Raw genomic sequence first — 18,546 nt, 5'->3', positions numbered from 1 at the left:
GCCGAGACAAAGCGGCTCCATCTTCGCCCATTGGCCGTCAGTCAAAACGAATCGTTCCATCCAAAGCTTGAATCACAGCCAAGCACGAATGAGAATCCTGAATCCCAACAGACCCTAGCTGGTAAACAGAATCTCGTGCCCACCGGTCGCCTTGTCGGGCCAAGGCTTTCGCGCATTACAGGTCTCTTTCGGCGAGTTTGCGAAACTCGTCGGGCACGGAACGAGAAATGCCCAGCGCTGCCCGGCCATATCCGATCGCATCCCATCCGAAGCGATTGCGGATCTTGTCGACGGCGCAATCGGCCGCCCAACGGGCCATGCCCATCCTGGTGCCGGGGCGGCGCGCTTCATCTTGAAGTCCAAGCGGGAGTTCGAGCTCGAGATCCCAGTGCTCCTCAAGATGCGACACGGAGATCGCCAATAGCGAGATGGTCTTCTGGTCCGGATGATCTGCAAGGATCGCTCGCACCAGTTCCTCGGCGATCTCAGCGACGATCATAGTCGCGGAGATCGGCGCATCGAGCGTTACCGAGCGCGTCACCGAGCTCAGGTCGGCGAAGCGAACGCGGACCGTCACGGTTCGACCGGGCCTGGACTTCGCCCGGAGTCGCGTCGCGATGCGGTCCGCGAGGTGAAGCAGCGTGGGGCAAATAACCCGCTCTTCGGCCGGATTCCTGCCGATCGCCGACTGCGCCCCTGCCGATCTAGCTCGGCGGTGAGACTTGATCTCCCGCGGATCGCGATTCCACGCCAGCGCTGCGAGTTTTTCCCCTGCAGCGGGACCGAGCAACCGCTCGAGCGACCATCCTGGCGTCTTTGCCAGATGCTCGATCGTCAACACGCCGATTTCGGCCAACCGCGCCTTCGTGACCGGACCCACTCCCCACATCAGCTCGACGGGCAGGTGGTGAAGGAACTCCAGTTCGGTGTCGGGATCGACGACCACGAGTCCATCGGGCTTGGCGACTTGCGAGGCAATTTTCGCCAGATGCTTGGTGCGCGCCACGCCGACCGAGATCGCAAGACCAATCTCCATCCGCACGCGTCGGCGGATTGTCTTTGCAATTTCGGCGGGCGCACCGAAGAGATGAGTGCAGCCCGCAACGTCGGCAAAGGCCTCGTCGATGGAAATACGCTCCACGAGAGGCGTGAAATCGCTGATCACCTTGATGGCAGCATCGCCGAGCCGTTGGTAGTCCTTGAAATGGCCGCTGACAAAAGTGAGTTGCGGACATAGCTGACGTGCCTGCCGTCCCGGCATACCACCTCGCACCCCGAACGCCTTGGCTTCGTATGAGGCAGCAAGCACAACCCCGCCACCGACAGCGATGGGTCTGCCGCGCAGCGAAGGATCGAGCAGTTGCTCGACCGAGGCATAAAAAGCATCCAGGTCTGCATGAAGGATGGTGGCTATCGTTGCCATCCAGACCGTTCACCGGTGAAATTTGACCGAAATCCACAGAGAACATAATGAGAACATGTTAGAGCGAGTGTCAAGCCGAGTTTCACAAAGGCTAAGAAGCGATTGGCTGATCAAGCCTGCGCCCGGTTGAGCGACCGTTCCTTCCGCTCTCGGGAACGCAATTGAGCAAAAGGCTCCTGTTGCACGACCGTCATCAGGTCTCCGAACAGCATCGAAATTCCACCCTCGCCTGCCATGCACACGACTTGTTGACCAGGTTCTGCTTTCTGGAGTCCGATGGCTGACGGCATATCGTTGGCCCGTTCCATGAGGCACACTCACGAAGATGACTTAGGCGAGCGCATATAATTCTGCGGAGCTAGCCGTGCTGTTCGATACGCTATCCCGAGTGACGAGCAGACGGCATCCGATAAGGGCGGAGGTTGACATGCACCCTGCCGATAGTTGATCCTCCTGCTCGCGGAATTCAGCGGATCGAGATTGGACAGGCCTAACAACCAAAGCTAGCAAACGGCTACCCCGGTCACGCAAAGGGGAATCAGGCGCGGACATGCCGACCTCTGACAAGGAAATTCAAAGTACGTCCGACGCACCGAGTGACGGCGAGAAAAACACCCGCACCGCGACGCGTGCTCCTTCCATCATCGTCGGCATCGTCGCAGCCGCCGTCGTCGCGCTTTCTGTCTTCTATCTCTTGCGACCGGAACCGCTGCTCGTGCAAGGCGAGGTCGATGCAACGCGGCTGGATATAGCCGCGCGTGTCGACGGACGGGTCAAGGAAATACCCGTCGAGCGTGGCCAGAACGTTCCGGCTGGCGCTGTGCTCGTGCGGATCGATAACCCGGAAACTCTGGCCAAACACGAGCAAATGACGGCCGCAAAGACTGTTGCGGAGGCTCAACTTGCCAACGTACTCGTCGGAACGCGGGTGGAAACCATTGCCGCGCGGAAAGCGGAAATGGAGCGGACGCAGGCTGCTCAGGTGCTTGCGCAGAAGACCTTTGACCGTACTTACACATTGACCCAGCAAGGCAATGCGCCGCAAGCCCGTCTCGACCAAGTGACCGACGCGCTGCACGAAAGCGAACGCGCCGTCGATCAGGCCAAATCGGCCTACGACCAGGCTGTCAATGGCTACACAAAGGAGGAGCGGGCGATATCGAGGGCCAACGTCGAAAAGGCCAATGCCGATATCCAGAGCGTTCAATCGATCATCGACCAACTTGTGGTCTATGCCCCCGTCGCCTCGCAGATCTATCAGCGCAATATCGAGCCGGGCGAATACGTATCGCCGGGCGTGCCGCTGGTGACCCTGATCGATCTAGCCGACGTATGGATCCACTTCGATCTTCGCGAGGATCTCGTCAAGGGCCTGAAGGTCGGCGATCGATTTGATGTCCGTATTCCGGCTCTCGATGACCGCCGTGTCACGGTCGAGGTCAAGCTTGTTGCGACCAAGGGGGAATATGCGAGCTGGCGGGCCACGCGTGCTTCGGGCGATTTCGACTTGCGGACATTTTCGATCCGCGCCTACCCGGTCCAGCCCGTGCCCGAGCTGCGACCGGGTATGAGCGCCTATCTCGACTGGCGATCGCGGCAATGAGGCTAGCGTCAAAACCGGGATTTCTGCTGGTCGCACAGCGCGAATGCCGCTGGCTGTTCCACGATCGTGTGGCGCTGCTTTTGATCTTTGGCGTGCCTCTCTTTGCGTTCGTGGTTCTCACGACGGTCTTCAGCCATCCGGTCATCCGGGGGCTCGGGGTGACTGTCGTTGACGAGGACAAGTCGGACGCTTCGCGTGCCCTGGTAGAATACGTCGCGGCATCACCGAGCCTGAAAATCGTCGACCGCTCCGGTACGCTGTCCACGGCCGTGAAGGATATACGGTCCGGCAAGGCGATCTCGGCAATCTATATCCCGCCGGATTTCGAACGCGACCTGCAGGCTCAACGCCGCCCGCAGGTCGTCGGATTCTACAACCAGCAGTTCCTCACGGCGGCCGGCATTGCGTCCTCGGGCCTGAGCGATGCGCTTTCCGCCGCGGCGGCTGTGGCGGCTCCCGCCAAGAGCGCAGCGCCTGCGCCGGCTTCCATCGGAACGCTGGCCGGGGAGACCATCGCGCTTGTCAATCCGCAAAAGAACTACGCGCAGTTCCTGCTCCGCGCGCTGCTGCCGACGATCATCCATGTGGTGATCACGCTCGCCGCAGGCTATTCCGTCGGCTCCGAATTCCGCCGTCGCGACGCGCGGGCCTGGCTCGAAAGTGCCGGAGGCGATCCGGTCGTTGCGCTCGCCGGCAAACTCGCACCCCTCTTCGGCATCTTCATCCTCATCATGTTGGCCGAGCCGCTTTTCCTTGAGGGTGTGCTGCAAATCCCCTTCAAGGGAGACCTGCCGTTGATGGTGGCCGCTGGCTCCCTCCTGATCGTCGCCTATCTGTCGCTGGGCGCCTTGCTGCAGCTCCTGGCCGGCGACCTGGCAACGGGGCTGGGACTTGCGGGCCTCGTTGCCTCTCCTGCATTCGGCTACGCCGGCGTCGGCTTCCCCACGATCGGCATGAATGCGTTTGCGCAAGTTTGGAGCGCGATACTGCCGTTGCGCTGGTACATGGCCGTCTTGCTGGGACAAGCGGCGCGGGGATTGCCCGTCTCTGACTCCGCCATTCCCTTCGCGCCGCTCGCGGGCCTGACGGTGCTGTATGCCGGCCTCGCATTGCTGCGCATGGCGAGCCTCAAGCGCAAGGGCTGGTTTGAGATGGCGCGACCTGCCGAGCAATCAGAGAGCGGCCGCGCGCCGCGAGGCCTCGGCGGCGCCTTCATGGCGGAGTGGCGGCGCGTGCTCGGCGCGCGGAGCGCCTTCGCCCTCCTGTTCCTGGCTCCTTTGGTCTACGGTATTTATTATCCGCAACCCTATCTGAACCAGATCCTGCGCAAGCTTCCCATCGCGGTCGTCGACAACGATCTGAGCGATCTCAGCCGCCAGATCGTCGAGACGCTAGATGCGAGTGGAGCATTGAGCGTCGCAGTCCGCGCCCGCACACTGGCCGAGGCGCGGACCGCAATCGATCGTGGGAAGGCTTTTGCCGCCGTCGAAATCCCGCCAGACACCGAGCGCGACGTGCTCAAGGGCATCACCGCTCACATTCCGATCTACGCCGATGCCACCTACCTGTTCATATTCAGATCGACCGCCAGCGGGGTTGCCACGGCCATCGGAACTTTGACGTCCGAGCTTGTTTCGCGAGGCGCACGCTCGGATGGAAGCCTTGTCAAGGCGAAGCTGGCGAACTCGAGCCCCGCGGACGTTCTGCTGCAGCCGATCTTCAACCCCGTAGGCGGCTATGCAAGCTACATCGTCCCAGCGGCGTTTGTGCTGATCCTGCAGCAAACCCTTCTGATCGGTGCCGCGATGTTGACCCGTACTGCGCTGGCGACCGGCGGCGGAGCATTCGCCGGCGTGCTCGGCCGCGGCTTCGCCCATCTGACGATTTACCTTCCGGCGCTCGCGCTTTATCTCATTGTGCTGCCGCGCATCTATGGCTTTTCGACGCTCGGGCATCTTCCGCAACTCCTCGCGCTTGCTGCCGTCTTCTTGCTTGCGACGAGCTTCATGGGGCAGGCCGTCGGCGCCTGGTTCACGCGGCCGGAAAACGCAACCATCCTGCTCCTTGCAACCAGCCTGCCTCAATTCTTCACCGCCGGCTTCGCATGGCCGCGCGAAGCGATCCCCGACGCGGCCATCGCGCTGGGCCGACTGTTCCCGGCCGACTTCGCGATTGATGGCCTCGTGCGCATCAACCAGCTCGGTGCCAGCATCTGGGAGGTCGCGCATGATTGGCTCGGACTGTGGTGTCTGGCGCTCGCCTATTTCGCGCTCGCCGTGATCTCGGCGCTTGCCGTCAAGAGAGGGCAGACACATGCGCAAAGCTAGGCGTGCCGCCTTCGCCGCGATCGCACTCGTGCTCGTCGCGGGCGTTCTGATCTATTCCGTCCGTGGTTCCGGATCGCCAGCCGCAGTCGTCGGTGTCGTGCGGGCGACCGAGGTCAGGGTGGAGCCGGAGGTGAACGGCCAAGTGATGTCGATTGCGGTCAAGAAGGGCGCGCGCGTGCAGGCCGGCGATGTCCTGGCGAGGCTCTCCGCGGTGGAGCTGACGGCACAGGTAGACCAGGCGCGGGCCGCCCTCGCCTCGGCAATAGCAAACCGCAACAACGTCTATGCTGGCGTGCGTCGCGAACAGGTCGACTCTCTGAAAGCTGCAATCGCCAGGGCAAGCTCCCGCCTCGACTATACGCAGGCCCAGCTCTCAAGAACCAGCACGCTGGCACGCCAGAATTTCGAGTCCCAGCAAGCGCTTGACCAGGCCGAAAACGACGCCGCGAGCGCACGCGCCGATGTCGCGGAGGCCCAGGCGAACTACGATGCGGCCGTGGCTGGTCCGACCCGGGAGGAACGCGCGATCGCCGACGCGCAGGTGAAGGCCGCAGCGGCTGCGGTCGCGGTGCTCGAGCGCCGCCTCGACAAGATGGTCTTGCGTGCTCCAGCCGACGGTGTCGTCAGCGTCATCGCCGCGGAGGTGGGCGAGAACGTTCGCGCGGGCCAACCGATCCTGATGGTCGAGGCGGCAGGCAAGCAATGGCTCTCATTCAACGTACGCGAAGACCATCTGAGTGGTCTCGCGGTCGGAGAAACAGTGAGCGTGATGCGGAACAGCGCCGATGGCGCGATCAAGAGCGCCGTCACCGAACTGCGGCCGCTCGGCGTCTTTGCAACCTGGCAGGCCGAGCGGGTGATCGGCGATCACGACCGCAATACGCTGCGCTTGCGCCTTGACCCGCAGGACGAGGCGGCGGGCCTCGCGCCAGGGATGACTGTTTGGATCAAGCATTGACTACAAAGCATTGCCTGCCCGTTCCATAACGGTCACCACCAATGACGCGACGTTCCCACGCAGATCGCTCCATGCCGACTATGGAGAGCTCGGCGCAACGACCTGGCGGGCGAGCGTATCGCGCTCCACCGCCGTCAACTGCTTGGTGTCGTCCGCGGTAAAGGTGCCGTTGCCGAGGACGCGGACCATATTGTTCGGGTCATAATTGTTGTTGCTTTGCCTGCCACGATTCCGCTGTTGTTCGCTATTGGGGCGATCTTCCTCACTTCCGCCACCGAAGCCGAGAAACTCGACGATGATGATGGAGGGCTGCTCACCGGCACGCGCCTGCGGCACGGTGGCTTGCTGGGCAGCGGCGCCCGCCGTGTTCGAGGCTTCGGTCAGACCGCCGATGTTGGGCGCCTGGACCTGCGGCACGCCGACGACGCCGCCCTGCGCCTGGATGTTCGCGGCGTTGACGATGTGCAGCGCCGCGATGTTGACAAAGCTCGACGCGCGGATGCCCGCCTCGCCCGCATCGACGGTGCCGAGCGGCGCGATCAGATCGACCGTCCCAGGCGGCACCTCTGCGATCTGTCTCAGCGTCGCGATGCCGGCGCCGCTGGACGGCACGACGGGTGACACGGTGACATTGCCGTATCTGTCATAGACGCGTTTGGGCGGCGTGTAGATCACCGTGGTCTTGGCGCCGCGGCCGGCATTGATGTCGCCTTCCGCCGACCAGGCGATGATATTGCCGCCGAACGTGGTCATGATGCGCGACAGGCCAAGCAGCACGCTGCCCTTGGAGTAGACCTGGATGTTGCCCGACCCTTGCGTGATCAGTCCGGCATCGGCGCCCGGCGACAGCCCCTCGGTCCCGAGCGTGACTGTGCCATTCGGCACCAGGAACTGGATGTCGCCGCCGAAATCGGTGTGCACATAGCCGCTTTGAACGGTTGTCTTACCCGGCGTGCCGGTCCCGACCGTCGCCGAGAACATGGTGATATCTCCACCATAGGCGGCATCGTTCGGCAACAACGTTGCAATCGCCTGGCGCCCGCGCAAATAAGAGCCGGCACGTGGACCGCCGTCCTCGTTGTATTCGCGCCCGCCTGCCGTCAGTTCGGCGTAATAGATCTGCCGCAAGAAGATGCGCTGCTGCGCTGCCGACAAGGTGAAGAAGTAACCGAGCGCATCGGCCTTGGATCCGCTATAGCTGAAGCGCTCCTTCAGCCAGTCATAAAGTTCATCCCCATAAGTTTTCGCGACCTTGCCCGGCTGGTCGGCAAGTTTCCCCTCGCCCGCGAGATTCTTCGGATCGAGATAGAGCTTCGCAAAACCGGTCCAGTCGACTTGTCCAACACCGATTTCGCCGGCACCGACGCCGGCCTGCATGACGACGCCAGCGCCGGGCCGGTTGTCGCCCGCAAGCAACGGTCCGAGGCTCTCAACCGTCGCAATTGAGCCTTGATAGATGTCCTTGGCGGCTGTGATTTCGAGCGTGCCGGGGCCGGCAATCGCCAAGCCTCCCTTTTCGACGGACTCGAGCGACGGCGTGCCTGCATAAATGATGCTGCCGCCGGCCGCGATGGTGGACACGTCGTTCTGATCGCTGTGCAGGATCAGTCCCTTCGTATTGACGATGTCGCCGCCCGCAAGCATCCGCAGCGGCCCTCCGGCCTGATGGAAGACGTTCTTGATCTCACCGCTGGCGACGGTCCGAGTCTTGGTGAGGATCCGGCCATAGGTGATGCCGGTGATATCGCCGCCCACCGCATAAATACGTGAGAGATTGCTTTGGCCCAGCACGGCCTGGTCCCTATCCTTTACCGTGTTCGCATCGAAGACGAAGGGATGCCCACCGAGCTCATAGGAATAAACCTCCAGTGATCCGATCCCCCGATCGTCGACGGTGGTGTAATCGCCCCAATAGTTGGATGCCGTGATCGTCCGTCCGTTATTCAAGATCGCCCACGCCGGCCGGAATGGCGTCGCCAGGGCGGACAGCGAAGACATCAAGGGACCCATCTCGTGCCCGTCGCCGAAGATCGATCCCTGCGCCAGCAGCTCGAGCACGCTGTCGTGTGACGGCAGCAGCATTCCTCCGCCCGGGTTATAGATGTTGCCGTTCGCGGCGACCGCCCGCACGATCGGGGGCAAATACCGGGAGTATGTTGCGCCGCTGCCCGGCTGGAGCGAACCGCCCGCGGCAAACATGTTGACGGCGGTTTGCCCCGTCCACAGCGTGAACCAGCTCGCGCCGTCACCGTTCGTTTGACCGTTATTCGCGTCCGTCCAGGCCGTGACGCCGACGCGGCCCGGATCGAGGATGGTTCCTACGGCCAGATCGCCACGCGCGCGAAGATTGATCACGCTGTCGCCTGGCGCGAAATCTCCGCCATAGAGCGTGGTCATCGAATAGGGCGTCAGCGGATTGATCGGCCGCGGATCCGTCCCGTTATCGTTACGAATGTTCGTCGCGGTGAGACTGCCGAAATCTCCGGTCGCGACATCCATGATCCCGCGCAGATTCACGAATTGATTGCCACCGGTGCCGATATCGCCCGCTTTCACCGACAGCGTGCCGCCGCCCGTCTGCACAAGACTGCCATCGCCCATCACACGGCCGCTGCCACCGACGGCGATGACCACACCGCGACCTGTGTCGCCGCCGATCGTGCCGCCCGCTTGCAGCGTGACGTTGCCGCCGCCGAGGGCGCCGATACCGGAGAAAGCGGACAGATTCAAAGCCGCAGCCTGACTCGTGTCGGTCTGATCAAACGTATAGCTGCCGAAATTGATGCCCCATGCCGTGCGCTGGCTGATCTCCGAACCACCCTGGCGCCACAGCCAGCTTCCAATCTCATCAGCGCGTGTCGTCAGCGTGCCCTTGATGTCGCCTTGCGCGGCAAGCAGGAAATCGCCGCCATGCTCGGTGTAGTACATGCGCTCCGAGCCGAGCGTCGCTTCATACGCGGCGTTTGCCGAGCCCAGCACTGTGCCGTCCGACAATGTGCCCCGGCTGACGTTGTAAGAATCATTGGCCGCGGTCCCGGTCCCCTTGATCGCGGTGCCGGCGGTGTAGATACCGAAAGCCGATTTCTGCTCGTAATTGCCGCCGGCGAGAAGTTCGAGGTCGCCCGTGCCAGTGCGCACGACGCTGACGCCAGTAGTCGACGCGCTGCCGACAAGCGTGACCTGGAAGGGATCATTCAACACCACATTGCCTGAACCAGCGAGGCTATCTGCCGTCTTCAGCGCACGACTGTCGGCGCTCGCAAGATCGGCGCCGCCCACGAGCCGCATCGACCAGGATTGCGTCCCCGGTGCGAGCATCGGCGCGATCGCCCACACCTGACGATCGCCCGGCCCGGTCAGCTTCACGTTCGTCATGCCGGAAGGCAGAACCGTACCCTTGGGGATCAGCGTATCGGCAGCGAACTTGTAGCCTGAGAACACGAAAAGGCTGGTCCCCGCTGGCAGGGTCACCGGCTGGAGAACCAGATTGTTGGCATTGGCCGAGTTTATGAATGCGACTCCGGTGAAATAGACACCTTTCTCGAACACGGTGCCCACCGGGAATACTGTTTTGAATGGAAGCGGATCGCCAGGATTGTACGTTTTTGTCGGGGTAATGATACGCCCCCCGTTCAATGTCCTGGTCTGTGCGGCGTTTCCTCCTATCGTGTAAGCCTGTGCCAAAGTTATCTGGACAGGAATTGGATTAGCAGCAGTCGGGCTCGCCTTGACCCTTCCCCCGACGAGATTCAGTTCCAAATTGATTTTGATACTGGCTGGAATGGTCGAACCATTGCCGATGACCACGTCATCCATTGTGATCGTGTAATTTGACGTAAGGGTGCTACCTGCCGGGATCAGCACCGTCAGCGCGTCGGGCGATTTCGGCGGCGGTGCGAAACCGTCATTCATGCTGCCGTTGATCTTGAGATCGCTTGCGGCGCGGACGATGAGCACGCCTGGCTCGCCGGAGCCCAGCACGGCCGGATCGGCTTTTGGCCCATAGCGATAACCGGAGAAATCCAGATCGCCTTTTGTTGACAGATCTCCATCTGACGTGATGGCAACGCCCGGCCGCAGATGGAAGGCGGAGCCATAAGCCGCCAGCCCGGCAAGCCGGTTCTTCAAGTCGCCGTTCTGAAGCGCCGCGTTGATGAATGTCTGACTGTCGGCATGCAAACCATCGAGGTACGCCTGATCGATGGCGCTGCCGCCCGGAAGTTCATAGGTGCGGAAGCCGTTCATCGCGATGCTGCTGCTACCGCGGATATCGAGCGGACTGCGCGCGTCGATCGCGATATCGTTTGCGCCGGTGCCGTCGCCGTCCGCCCCGCCGCGGCGCTGCGCATTGAGCTCCAGCTTGCCGCGCGCCACGTTGTCCGGCGAGGACATATCGATGGTCGCGCCCGGCGCCAGCGTCATTGTTCCTTGCTTGCTCGTGAGTTCGACATGCGCGGTGTTGTTGGCCTCGATCGGCGCACCATAGCTGTCGGTCTGCAGAACAGAGTGATGCACATCGAGCACGGCGTTCCGCGTCAAGGTCAGATCATCACGCGCCGACAGGCGGATGGTGCCGGGCTTGGCGCCGCTTGCATCGATCCTGCCGTCGACTGTGAGGCTGCCTTGATCGACGGAGACCGTCACGTAGCGCGCCTTGACGCCATCGCCGATGACAAGGCTGCCCTGGCGCAGATCAAAGCTGCGGGCGCCGAAGAAGCCGGCGTGATTGAGCTTCGCGTTCAATGCGGCGAAAGCGCCAAAATCCTGCGCCGCCACCGTGAACTGGCCGCTGTCATAATCACCCGTCGACGATCCCTTGATCGTGCCGCCGAACGAGACATGCCCATGCGCGGCGTCGATGGCCTTGGCCGTGATCGAGCCCGCAGCGTTGTTCACCGCCGAGACGTCGATCACCGAGCCGGCGCTCTGAATGATGTCGCCGCTCGTGCTATTCAGAACGAGATCGCCGCCCCAGCTATATTTCGTGACATCGAAGAAGGAGATGGCACGGCCTGACAGGTCGATGACCGCGTTGCCGCCGAGCACGACATCATGCGTGGCGCTGAGCGTCAGCTTGCCGGAGGGCAAGGCAAATGCGGTATCGACAAAGACGCTGTCGCCGCCAAAGGAGACCGTCCCGCCGAGATCCGTCACGCCGCGCGTATCCGCGGGAGCGGCCCCAGTCGGCGCGACCAGACGCAAAGCGCCACCCGCGGTGACATCGAGCTTTGCCCCATTGCTCGCCGTGATCAGCGGGGCCGCGATGGTGAGATTCCCGCCCTGCAAGGCGCCCTGGCTGTCCTGGCTCAAGCCCACCTTGAACGTGCCATCGCTGTTCGCCGTGACACGCCTCAACGCCGTCAGCGTGACATCCGAGAAGCCGAGCGCAAGACGGTTCAGCGTTGCGCCATCGGTCGGCTTGCTTTGCGAGGCGTCATAGCCGAACAGAACCTCGTTCGCCGTGATGGCGAGACGCCCCAAACCCGTGCCGGGTCCGCCGGGCATGACACCGGCGGGTGCCTGGCTGCCATACGGAGCGGCAGTGCCAGTGCGGATGCCGTTCCAGATCAGCGTATCGGCGGTGACGCTCGCCGTATCGCTCGCCGAGCCAAGACCATAAATGGCTGGCGTGTTGAGAACGAGCTTGAGCGGATCCCCGGCCCCCTCCTGCCGCGTGGTGTCGAGCGCGACGGTGCCGATCAGATTGAACGCGCGGTTTGCCGTCAGAATGAGCTGTTCGAGCGCGGGAACCCCTGATGTCGTCGACGGCCGCAGGAGCTTGTCGAGGACGCTCTGGGTGAGGTTCCAACCCGGGGGGAGCTGGCCCGCGGCCTGCGCCGCGGCAAGCGCAGCCTCCGTGCCGATATTGACCTGCTCCTGCGTGACGTTGAGATAGCGCGCGCCGAAATTGACGTCGCCCATGGTGAGCCCGCCCGGCCCGGCCAGCACCACACTGCCGTCGGTGAGCAGCGATGCACCGCTCGCAATGTCGATCTTGCCGGGGCCAACGGCATTCAGGAATTGGAACCATCCATTGGCGACCGCGAGCACGGCCGGACTGAAATTGGGATCCGCGTACAAATAGGGGCTGATGTTGGCATACACATAACCGAGCGTGGAATCGACGGCGTTGCTGCTCAATCCGCGCGTATCGATGGTCGCGCCGCCCGCCATGTTGACGGCCTTGCCGACCAGGAACACCTGGCCCGCGCGGATGATGGCGCCGTCGAGCAGGTTGATGGCCGAGGTCGTACTTGCGTCAAAATAAACGTTGGCGCCGACGCCGGGCTTGTTCTCCACGAAGAACATGCTCGTGCCGCCGAGCAAGAGCGTCGATGCCTTGAAGGCGTTGATGTCGTCGCTCGAGATGGACGTATGCCCGACGATGGGCGTGCCCCCCGGTGCCGTGATGTCGAGCACGACAGGGCCCGACGTGACGGCAGCTGGCTTGATGATCAGCGTGCCGTCAATGCCGCCTTTGGCGCCATCGAACAGCGCGGTGCCGGCGAAGGACAGCGATTTCGTATTATCAACCGACGGGAGCAGGCTGATTTCAAGCACCTTGCCGTCCTCCGGCAAACGAGGCCGGAAGCCGCCGAACTGGGCCGCCTGCGCACGCCCGAAATCGGCATAGCTCGTTTCGTTATATTGCGAATAGCGCCGCGTGTTCTGGCCGGAGGTGAGGATCACCCGCGTCGGCAGCGCGTCCCGGCTTCCGGTATTGGCGACGCCGAGATAGCCCGATGCGATGATGGAGCCATTGCCGATGGTCACGGGCGCAATCGTGGTGGCACCCGTCGAGCCAAGCTCGACGCGATAGCCGCCGGGCAGCAGCGCATAGCTGGAGGGCAGCAGCGTATAGGTGCCCGCCGGCAGTCCCGGCACGCCAGAGGGAAGCGTGATCTGCTGGCCAATCGCCGGATCGCCAGCGCCGTTGGTTGCGATCGCTGGCGCATAATCAGCGGCGTAACCGGGCAGGATCGCATAGATCTTGTTGCCGGAGGCGCTGTAGCTGTTGACCGGATTGGCATTGACGAGCGCTGTCTTCAGCACATCGACCGAACCGCCGCGGCCGGAAATGAAACCCGCGCCGGTGAGCGCGCCGCCGCCGGTGAGATCGAGCACGGCCCCGACCTCGCCCACGACCGATGCGGCGTTGATCGAAACGCCGCTCGAGATCTTAATGCCGTGCTGGTCATCATACGACGCGCTTGCCAGGTTGCGCAGCGTGCCGTCCGCGCCTTGATAGGTGATCCCGTCCGAGGTGCCCCCAAAGGGCATGATCAGGCCGGCCGCGCTCGCGGACGTAATGCTGCCGCTGCGGAACGTGATACGCGCGTTAGGCGGCACGGCATTGGCCGCGGACTGATCATAAGTGTTTAACCAGATATGACCCAACGGCGCGCGAAGAACGCCGCCCTGGTCGATGTCGACGGCGAAGAAGGCGAGACCGCCGAAGACCGAAGCCGGGACCGCTGGTGTCTGATCGTCATTGCGGCGGATGGTGAGACGGGTATCTGGGGCATAGCCGCCATCGTCCAATCCGGCCCGCTGCCCAACCCTGATGATGGCGACCGCGCCGCTCAGAGGATAAATCTGATCCGCGATCAGCGTGAGATTGTAGGCATTGAGGCCGCCAACCTGTTCGTTTTGGTCAGCACGGATTGTGGCATCACCAACGCGAAGATCACCGCGGCTTTGCAACGTCACCTGGTCAAAGCCATAGGCGACGGCATCTCGGATCAGCCCTGAGCCATAGCCTTGCTGGGCCGTCGCGCCGAAATGAATATCCCCGTAAACATCGATGAGATCGGCGGAGATCGTGAAATGGCTGTCCTTCGCGATCGATTGAGGAGCACCAAGAAGGAAGCCCGACCCCACGTTGATGCCGGGATAATACCCCTTGATATCCCCAACCTGTTCCGGCTTTGTCCCGCTGTAGTTAAACCCTTCCAGGCGGACGTAAGGCGCCGCAAGGCGAATGTTGACAGCGGATTGATCAGAGGGCGCCGTTATCACACCGCCTGACAAGCGGATGCTGCGCGAAAGCTGAAGATCGATATTGCCGCCAAAAACAAAGAGATCGCGAGTCGAGAGCGAGAGCGATGCAAATCCACCCGCCTCGATCTGGTCGACACCGATCACGGTGCGGCCGAATTGCAGGGCCGGATCTCCCTCACCCGGCTTAAGATCGGCGCTGAGGCCACTGCGACCCGCATACTGCACGAGGGTGATATCGCGCGACCTCTGGAAGGCTTCCGTCAAGTCGCCGGCGGCATAGGGCGAACTCGCGGTGGGTTGCCCCAGCGTATAACCTCGTTCAGCCATTGTCAGACTCAGCGCGCCGCCGGAGGCGCCGCTGCCGCCGCTTGCTGCACGCAAGGTGCCGTCGAGCGTGATGCCGAAGGCGGAATAGAGCGAGATCGTCCCGCCATCGCTCGCGGCCGGCGTCGAGACATAGCCGTTGCCGGTGGAGACATCGACCAGCGCAGAGGTGCCTGATGCATCGATCATGGCGCCGGGACGAAGGATCACAAACGCATCGCTGACAATGGGCGCGCCCCCGTTGTCGACCGCGCCCGTGCCGCCGATGCGGATCGTGCCGCCGTCCGGCACAGCCGTGTAAGCAATCCCGCGCTCATCGCGTCCCACCGCGCCGCGTGCGGAGACATCCAGCACCGCGGCGTTGCCGATCCAGATCGACCGCGTCAGGGCGAATTCGCCATAGCCGAAATTATAGCGGCTGTCGCCGGGCGCGTCCTGCAGGCTCGTGATCAGGATATTGCCGGCGGGCGCCAAGATCGCGCCGTCGATGACGGTCTGGCGATTGGCGAAGATCGACACGGAACGCCCCGCATCGACGTTAATGGACGCGCCTTTCGCCAGCGTGAAATCATGCAGGCTCCAGAGCGTCACATCGGCGCCGACGCGCTGCGTGACGCTATGCGCGACGGGGTTGATGATGAAGCTCGGCGGCGTCCACAGCTCCGCGGCATCCGCGATAGGGCTTCCCGTCGCCGCGTCATAGCTCTTGTCCGTGAAGCGATAGACCGGCACCTCGACGTCAAGGCGCGTTCCCTCGCCGATCTCCATGCCGGTGTTGCTGGAGATCTTGTACGCGGAGAAGCCGGACCGGAAGATCTCGGGATCGAGCACCAGCGCATCGGCCACGCTTTTGCCGATCGCGATCGCTTGGCCCGCATCCAATGTCAGTGTGCCGCCGCCGCCAAAACCATAGGCGCGGATAGCGCCATCAAGGATGAGCGGATTGGTGAAGAACTGCGTCGAGGCTAGATGCGCATAATCATTGGCGACGAGGCTGACATTGCCGCCCTTGCCGCCTTTGGTTTTGCCATCCTCCAGGATGGCGCCGCCTGACGACACGTCAATGAGCGAACCCTTCGAAAGCGTGATGCCGCCTGTGGTCGAGACGGTGAAATTTCCGCCATCAAGATGCGCGAGACGTGATGAATCGGTTTGCGTGTCGCGGAATTCGTTGGTCCACAACCCGCTGAGATCAACGGCAACCCTCTCGCCGATCGTGACCTGCGAATTGCCGTTCGCATCGTTGAGCGCCCACCATTGCTCGTTCTGCCCCTTGCCGAGCACGGCATGCATGAGATTGGTCAGCGTGAGGCTACCGCCGCGAGCCGTGACGTCCGCGGCGATATCGACATGCGGCGCCGCGAAGGTCACCTCCGCGCCGGGCGCAAGCTCAAGCGGCGCCTCGACAACGATTTCCTTGCTGCTCGCAAAGTTGAGACCGCCCAGCTTGGCGGCATTGATCGCATCCGCATCAAACAACGCGGTGCCGATGCGGCTGTCAGGCAACGCCGATGTGTCGTTCAGCGCCTCGGTGATGCCAGGCACACGGCCAAAGACGACCCGCGCAGCGGATGCATCGGTGAGGCCGATGCCCGAGTAGCTGCCGAGCGCGAGCCTGCCTTGGAGCGGCGCGACGTCCTGCGGCAGCTTGTAGCCATCGGTGGTGCCACTCGGCCGCGCCGTGGTCTGGCGCTCACCCTTGACGATGTCGGCGAGGATGGTGGCTTCGAAGATCGACGTCGGCGTCGACAGAATGAGGGAGCCGGCGTCGCGGCCGACGGTGTAGCCATCCTCCCAGCGGGTCGAGACACTGCCCTTGCCGAACGGGGACGCCCAGATCTCGGTCAGCTTATCGTAAACCTTGCCCTCGATATAATGCTTGCGCACATAGCCGCCGCCGAGCGCCGTGAACTGCATATCCGCGCGCGCATTGTTGATATTGTAGGTTCGGCCATCCGCCCCGAGGAAGTTGGTGGTCCTGATATAGCCGCCCTCGTAGCTGACCGAGCCGCCGGAAACGTCGAACACTGCCCCCTTCTGCGCGACCACCTCCGGCGCCGCCAGCGTGATGGTGCCGCCGAGCGCGGTCCATTCCCCGATGCGGTGGGCGGTGTTGGCGAGATAGCCCGAGACCTCGAGCAGGCCGCCCGGCGTATAATAACGGTCGGTCGCATAGCCGCCGGTGCCGGCCGGCACCAGCACCACGTTGCGTGCGTCGATCCAGACATCCGCGTTCTTCAGATAGTCCTGATCGCGATTGATGGGTGAATCGCGCAGCTCATTGCCTTGCACGTTGACCATGATGTTGTTGGCCGACATCGGCAGCAGCACGCCGCGCACGCCCGAGACATCGATCACCGCGCCATCCTCGGCGAAAACGCGGCGACCGGCGGAGACTGCGACCTGCCCGCCTTGCGCCTGCGTGATGGAGCCATCTTTGAAGACCACGTTGCCGCCACTGACGATCTCGACGCGGCCCTGGTCGAGCCGATCGGCGAGTAGCGAGAGATTGTTGAACTGGGCGTTGGCGGCCGGGACGTGGGTGAAGGCGTTGGAATCGGCAATCAACTGGTTGCGCTGGCTGTCGAGCGCGGTCTCGGTGCTGCCGAGCTCGGGCAGGATGGCGGTCAGACTGCCGCTGCCGAGCGTGACGCTGCCGGCGGCATCGGAGGCAGCGTTCAAGAGGTGGATGGTGCCGCGGGTGTTGACCGAGGTGGTGGCAACCAGCACGCCGTCCTGGCCGATGCTGTGGCCCGCGAGCGTGATATCGCCTTGCTGGGCGAAGATCAGGCCGGAATTGCCAACGGCCGCGAACGCATCACGGACGATCGGCGAAATCTCGTTACCGCGAGTGGTCGAGGCCTGGTTGGAGTCGGTGCTGTAGCCCGGCCGCAGCAGGAAGTCGTTGCCGGCCGCTAGCTGCACCTGGCCGCGCGGCGCGCTGATCGAGCCGGCATTGCTGACCTCGGTGCCCATCAATAAGACGAAGCCGCCGCCCTGCTTCGCCGACGACGGCGCCCTGGTCGAGATCAGCGCGCCGGCCTCGACCTTCACGACGCCGCCGGCATCGGTGAAGCTCGGCACGTATTGGCCGCCCTGCTGCCGCGCATAGATGCCATTGATCAGGAACTGGGTATCGGTGATGTTGGCGGTCGAGGCGATCAGCGCACCGACATTCACCTGGCTCGCGCCGCCGAAGATGATGCCGTTCTGGTTGATCACATAGACCGAGCCGTCGGCCTTGATGTTGCCGAGGATCTGGCTCGGCGCCGTGCTGCCGACCACGCGGTTGAGCGCCACCCAATTCGCATTGCCCTGCTGGTCGAAAGTGAGCGTGGTGCGCACGCCGACGTTGAACGAATTCCAATTGAGGATCGCCTGCGCCCTGGTCTGCTGGATGCCGACCTGGGTCTGGCCGCTGGCATCGACGGCCTGCGTCGGCGCATTCGCGCCCTGCCATCCGGGCGCGGCTTGCAGGCCGCCCGGCGCCAGCCCGTTCGGTACCGCGACCTGCGGGAGCGTCGCGGAGCGCTGCGAGGCCTGCGCTGCGAGGCGCGCCGCATCCTGCACCGCCTGCATCGCCTGGATGGCGCGCGTGGCCCGCGCCAGCGCATCCTGGCTTTGCTTGGCGACTGCCGCGGCCTCCTGCGCCGCCGACTGCGATGCTGCCATCGCCGCCGCCGATGGTGTCGGCGCCTGTCCGCCCAGTGGGCGCGCCATCACCGCCGCATTCGCCAGGAACAGCGCCATCACGCTGACGCCGGTCAGCAGCGCCGCGTGACGGGCATGGCGGCGCGTGGGACCGGTGGCGGTCGAGGACGGACGGGCAGACATCGGGCGGCTCCTTCAGACAACGGTACGCCCCTGACGCTGCAGCCGGATGTCGCCGCCGCCTCGGGGGTCAAGAGAG

General features: G+C 63.4%; 6 protein-coding genes. 3 read left to right on the top strand and 3 right to left on the bottom strand.

What is annotated here, in order from left to right; genetic code table 11:
- Window positions 1-175: 175 nt before the first annotated feature.
- Window positions 176-1,423 (bottom strand): DNA polymerase IV, encoded by a 1,248-nt coding sequence (dinB, locus tag OZ411_RS22725; RefSeq protein ID WP_282529732.1) that lies wholly within the window; start codon window positions 1,421-1,423, stop codon window positions 176-178.
- Between the two features lie 110 nt (window positions 1,424-1,533).
- Complete coding sequence (locus OZ411_RS22720) at window positions 1,534-1,731, bottom strand: thiamine pyrophosphate-dependent enzyme (protein ID WP_245475745.1); 198 nt, start codon at window positions 1,729-1,731, stop codon at window positions 1,534-1,536.
- A 242-nt stretch (window positions 1,732-1,973) separates the two neighbouring features.
- On the opposite strand from OZ411_RS22720, the gene OZ411_RS22715 reads away from it, so the two are divergent.
- The 3 genes from OZ411_RS22715 to OZ411_RS22705 are packed head-to-tail and all read left to right on the top strand — an operon-like array spanning window position 1,974 to window position 6,311.
- Complete coding sequence (locus tag OZ411_RS22715) at window positions 1,974-3,026, top strand: efflux RND transporter periplasmic adaptor subunit (RefSeq protein ID WP_130577630.1); 1,053 nt, start codon at window positions 1,974-1,976, stop codon at window positions 3,024-3,026.
- Window positions 3,023-5,353 carry an ABC transporter permease gene (locus tag OZ411_RS22710; protein ID WP_282529731.1) on the top strand — a complete coding sequence of 777 codons (2,331 nt, stop codon included), beginning with the start codon at window positions 3,023-3,025 and terminating at the stop codon, window positions 5,351-5,353. Before OZ411_RS22715 ends, OZ411_RS22710 begins: the two co-directional genes overlap by 4 nt.
- Entirely contained in the window at window positions 5,340-6,311 is a 972-nt protein-coding gene (locus tag OZ411_RS22705) for a biotin/lipoyl-binding protein (RefSeq protein WP_282529730.1), read from the top strand. Before OZ411_RS22710 ends, OZ411_RS22705 begins: the two co-directional genes overlap by 14 nt.
- A 78-nt stretch (window positions 6,312-6,389) precedes the next feature.
- On the opposite strand, the gene OZ411_RS22700 is transcribed toward OZ411_RS22705, so the two are convergent.
- A complete protein-coding gene (locus tag OZ411_RS22700) occupies window positions 6,390-18,470 on the bottom strand; it encodes a filamentous haemagglutinin family protein (protein ID WP_282529729.1) in 12,081 nt (4,026 codons plus the stop codon).
- Window positions 18,471-18,546: the final 76 nt, after the last annotated feature.

The sequence above is a fragment of the Bradyrhizobium sp. Arg237L genome (genome assembly GCF_029990105.1).
Taxonomy (GTDB): domain Bacteria; phylum Pseudomonadota; class Alphaproteobacteria; order Rhizobiales; family Xanthobacteraceae; genus Bradyrhizobium.
Note: the sequence above shows the minus strand (reverse complement) of the source record. Positions and strands in the feature narration are given on the sequence as shown.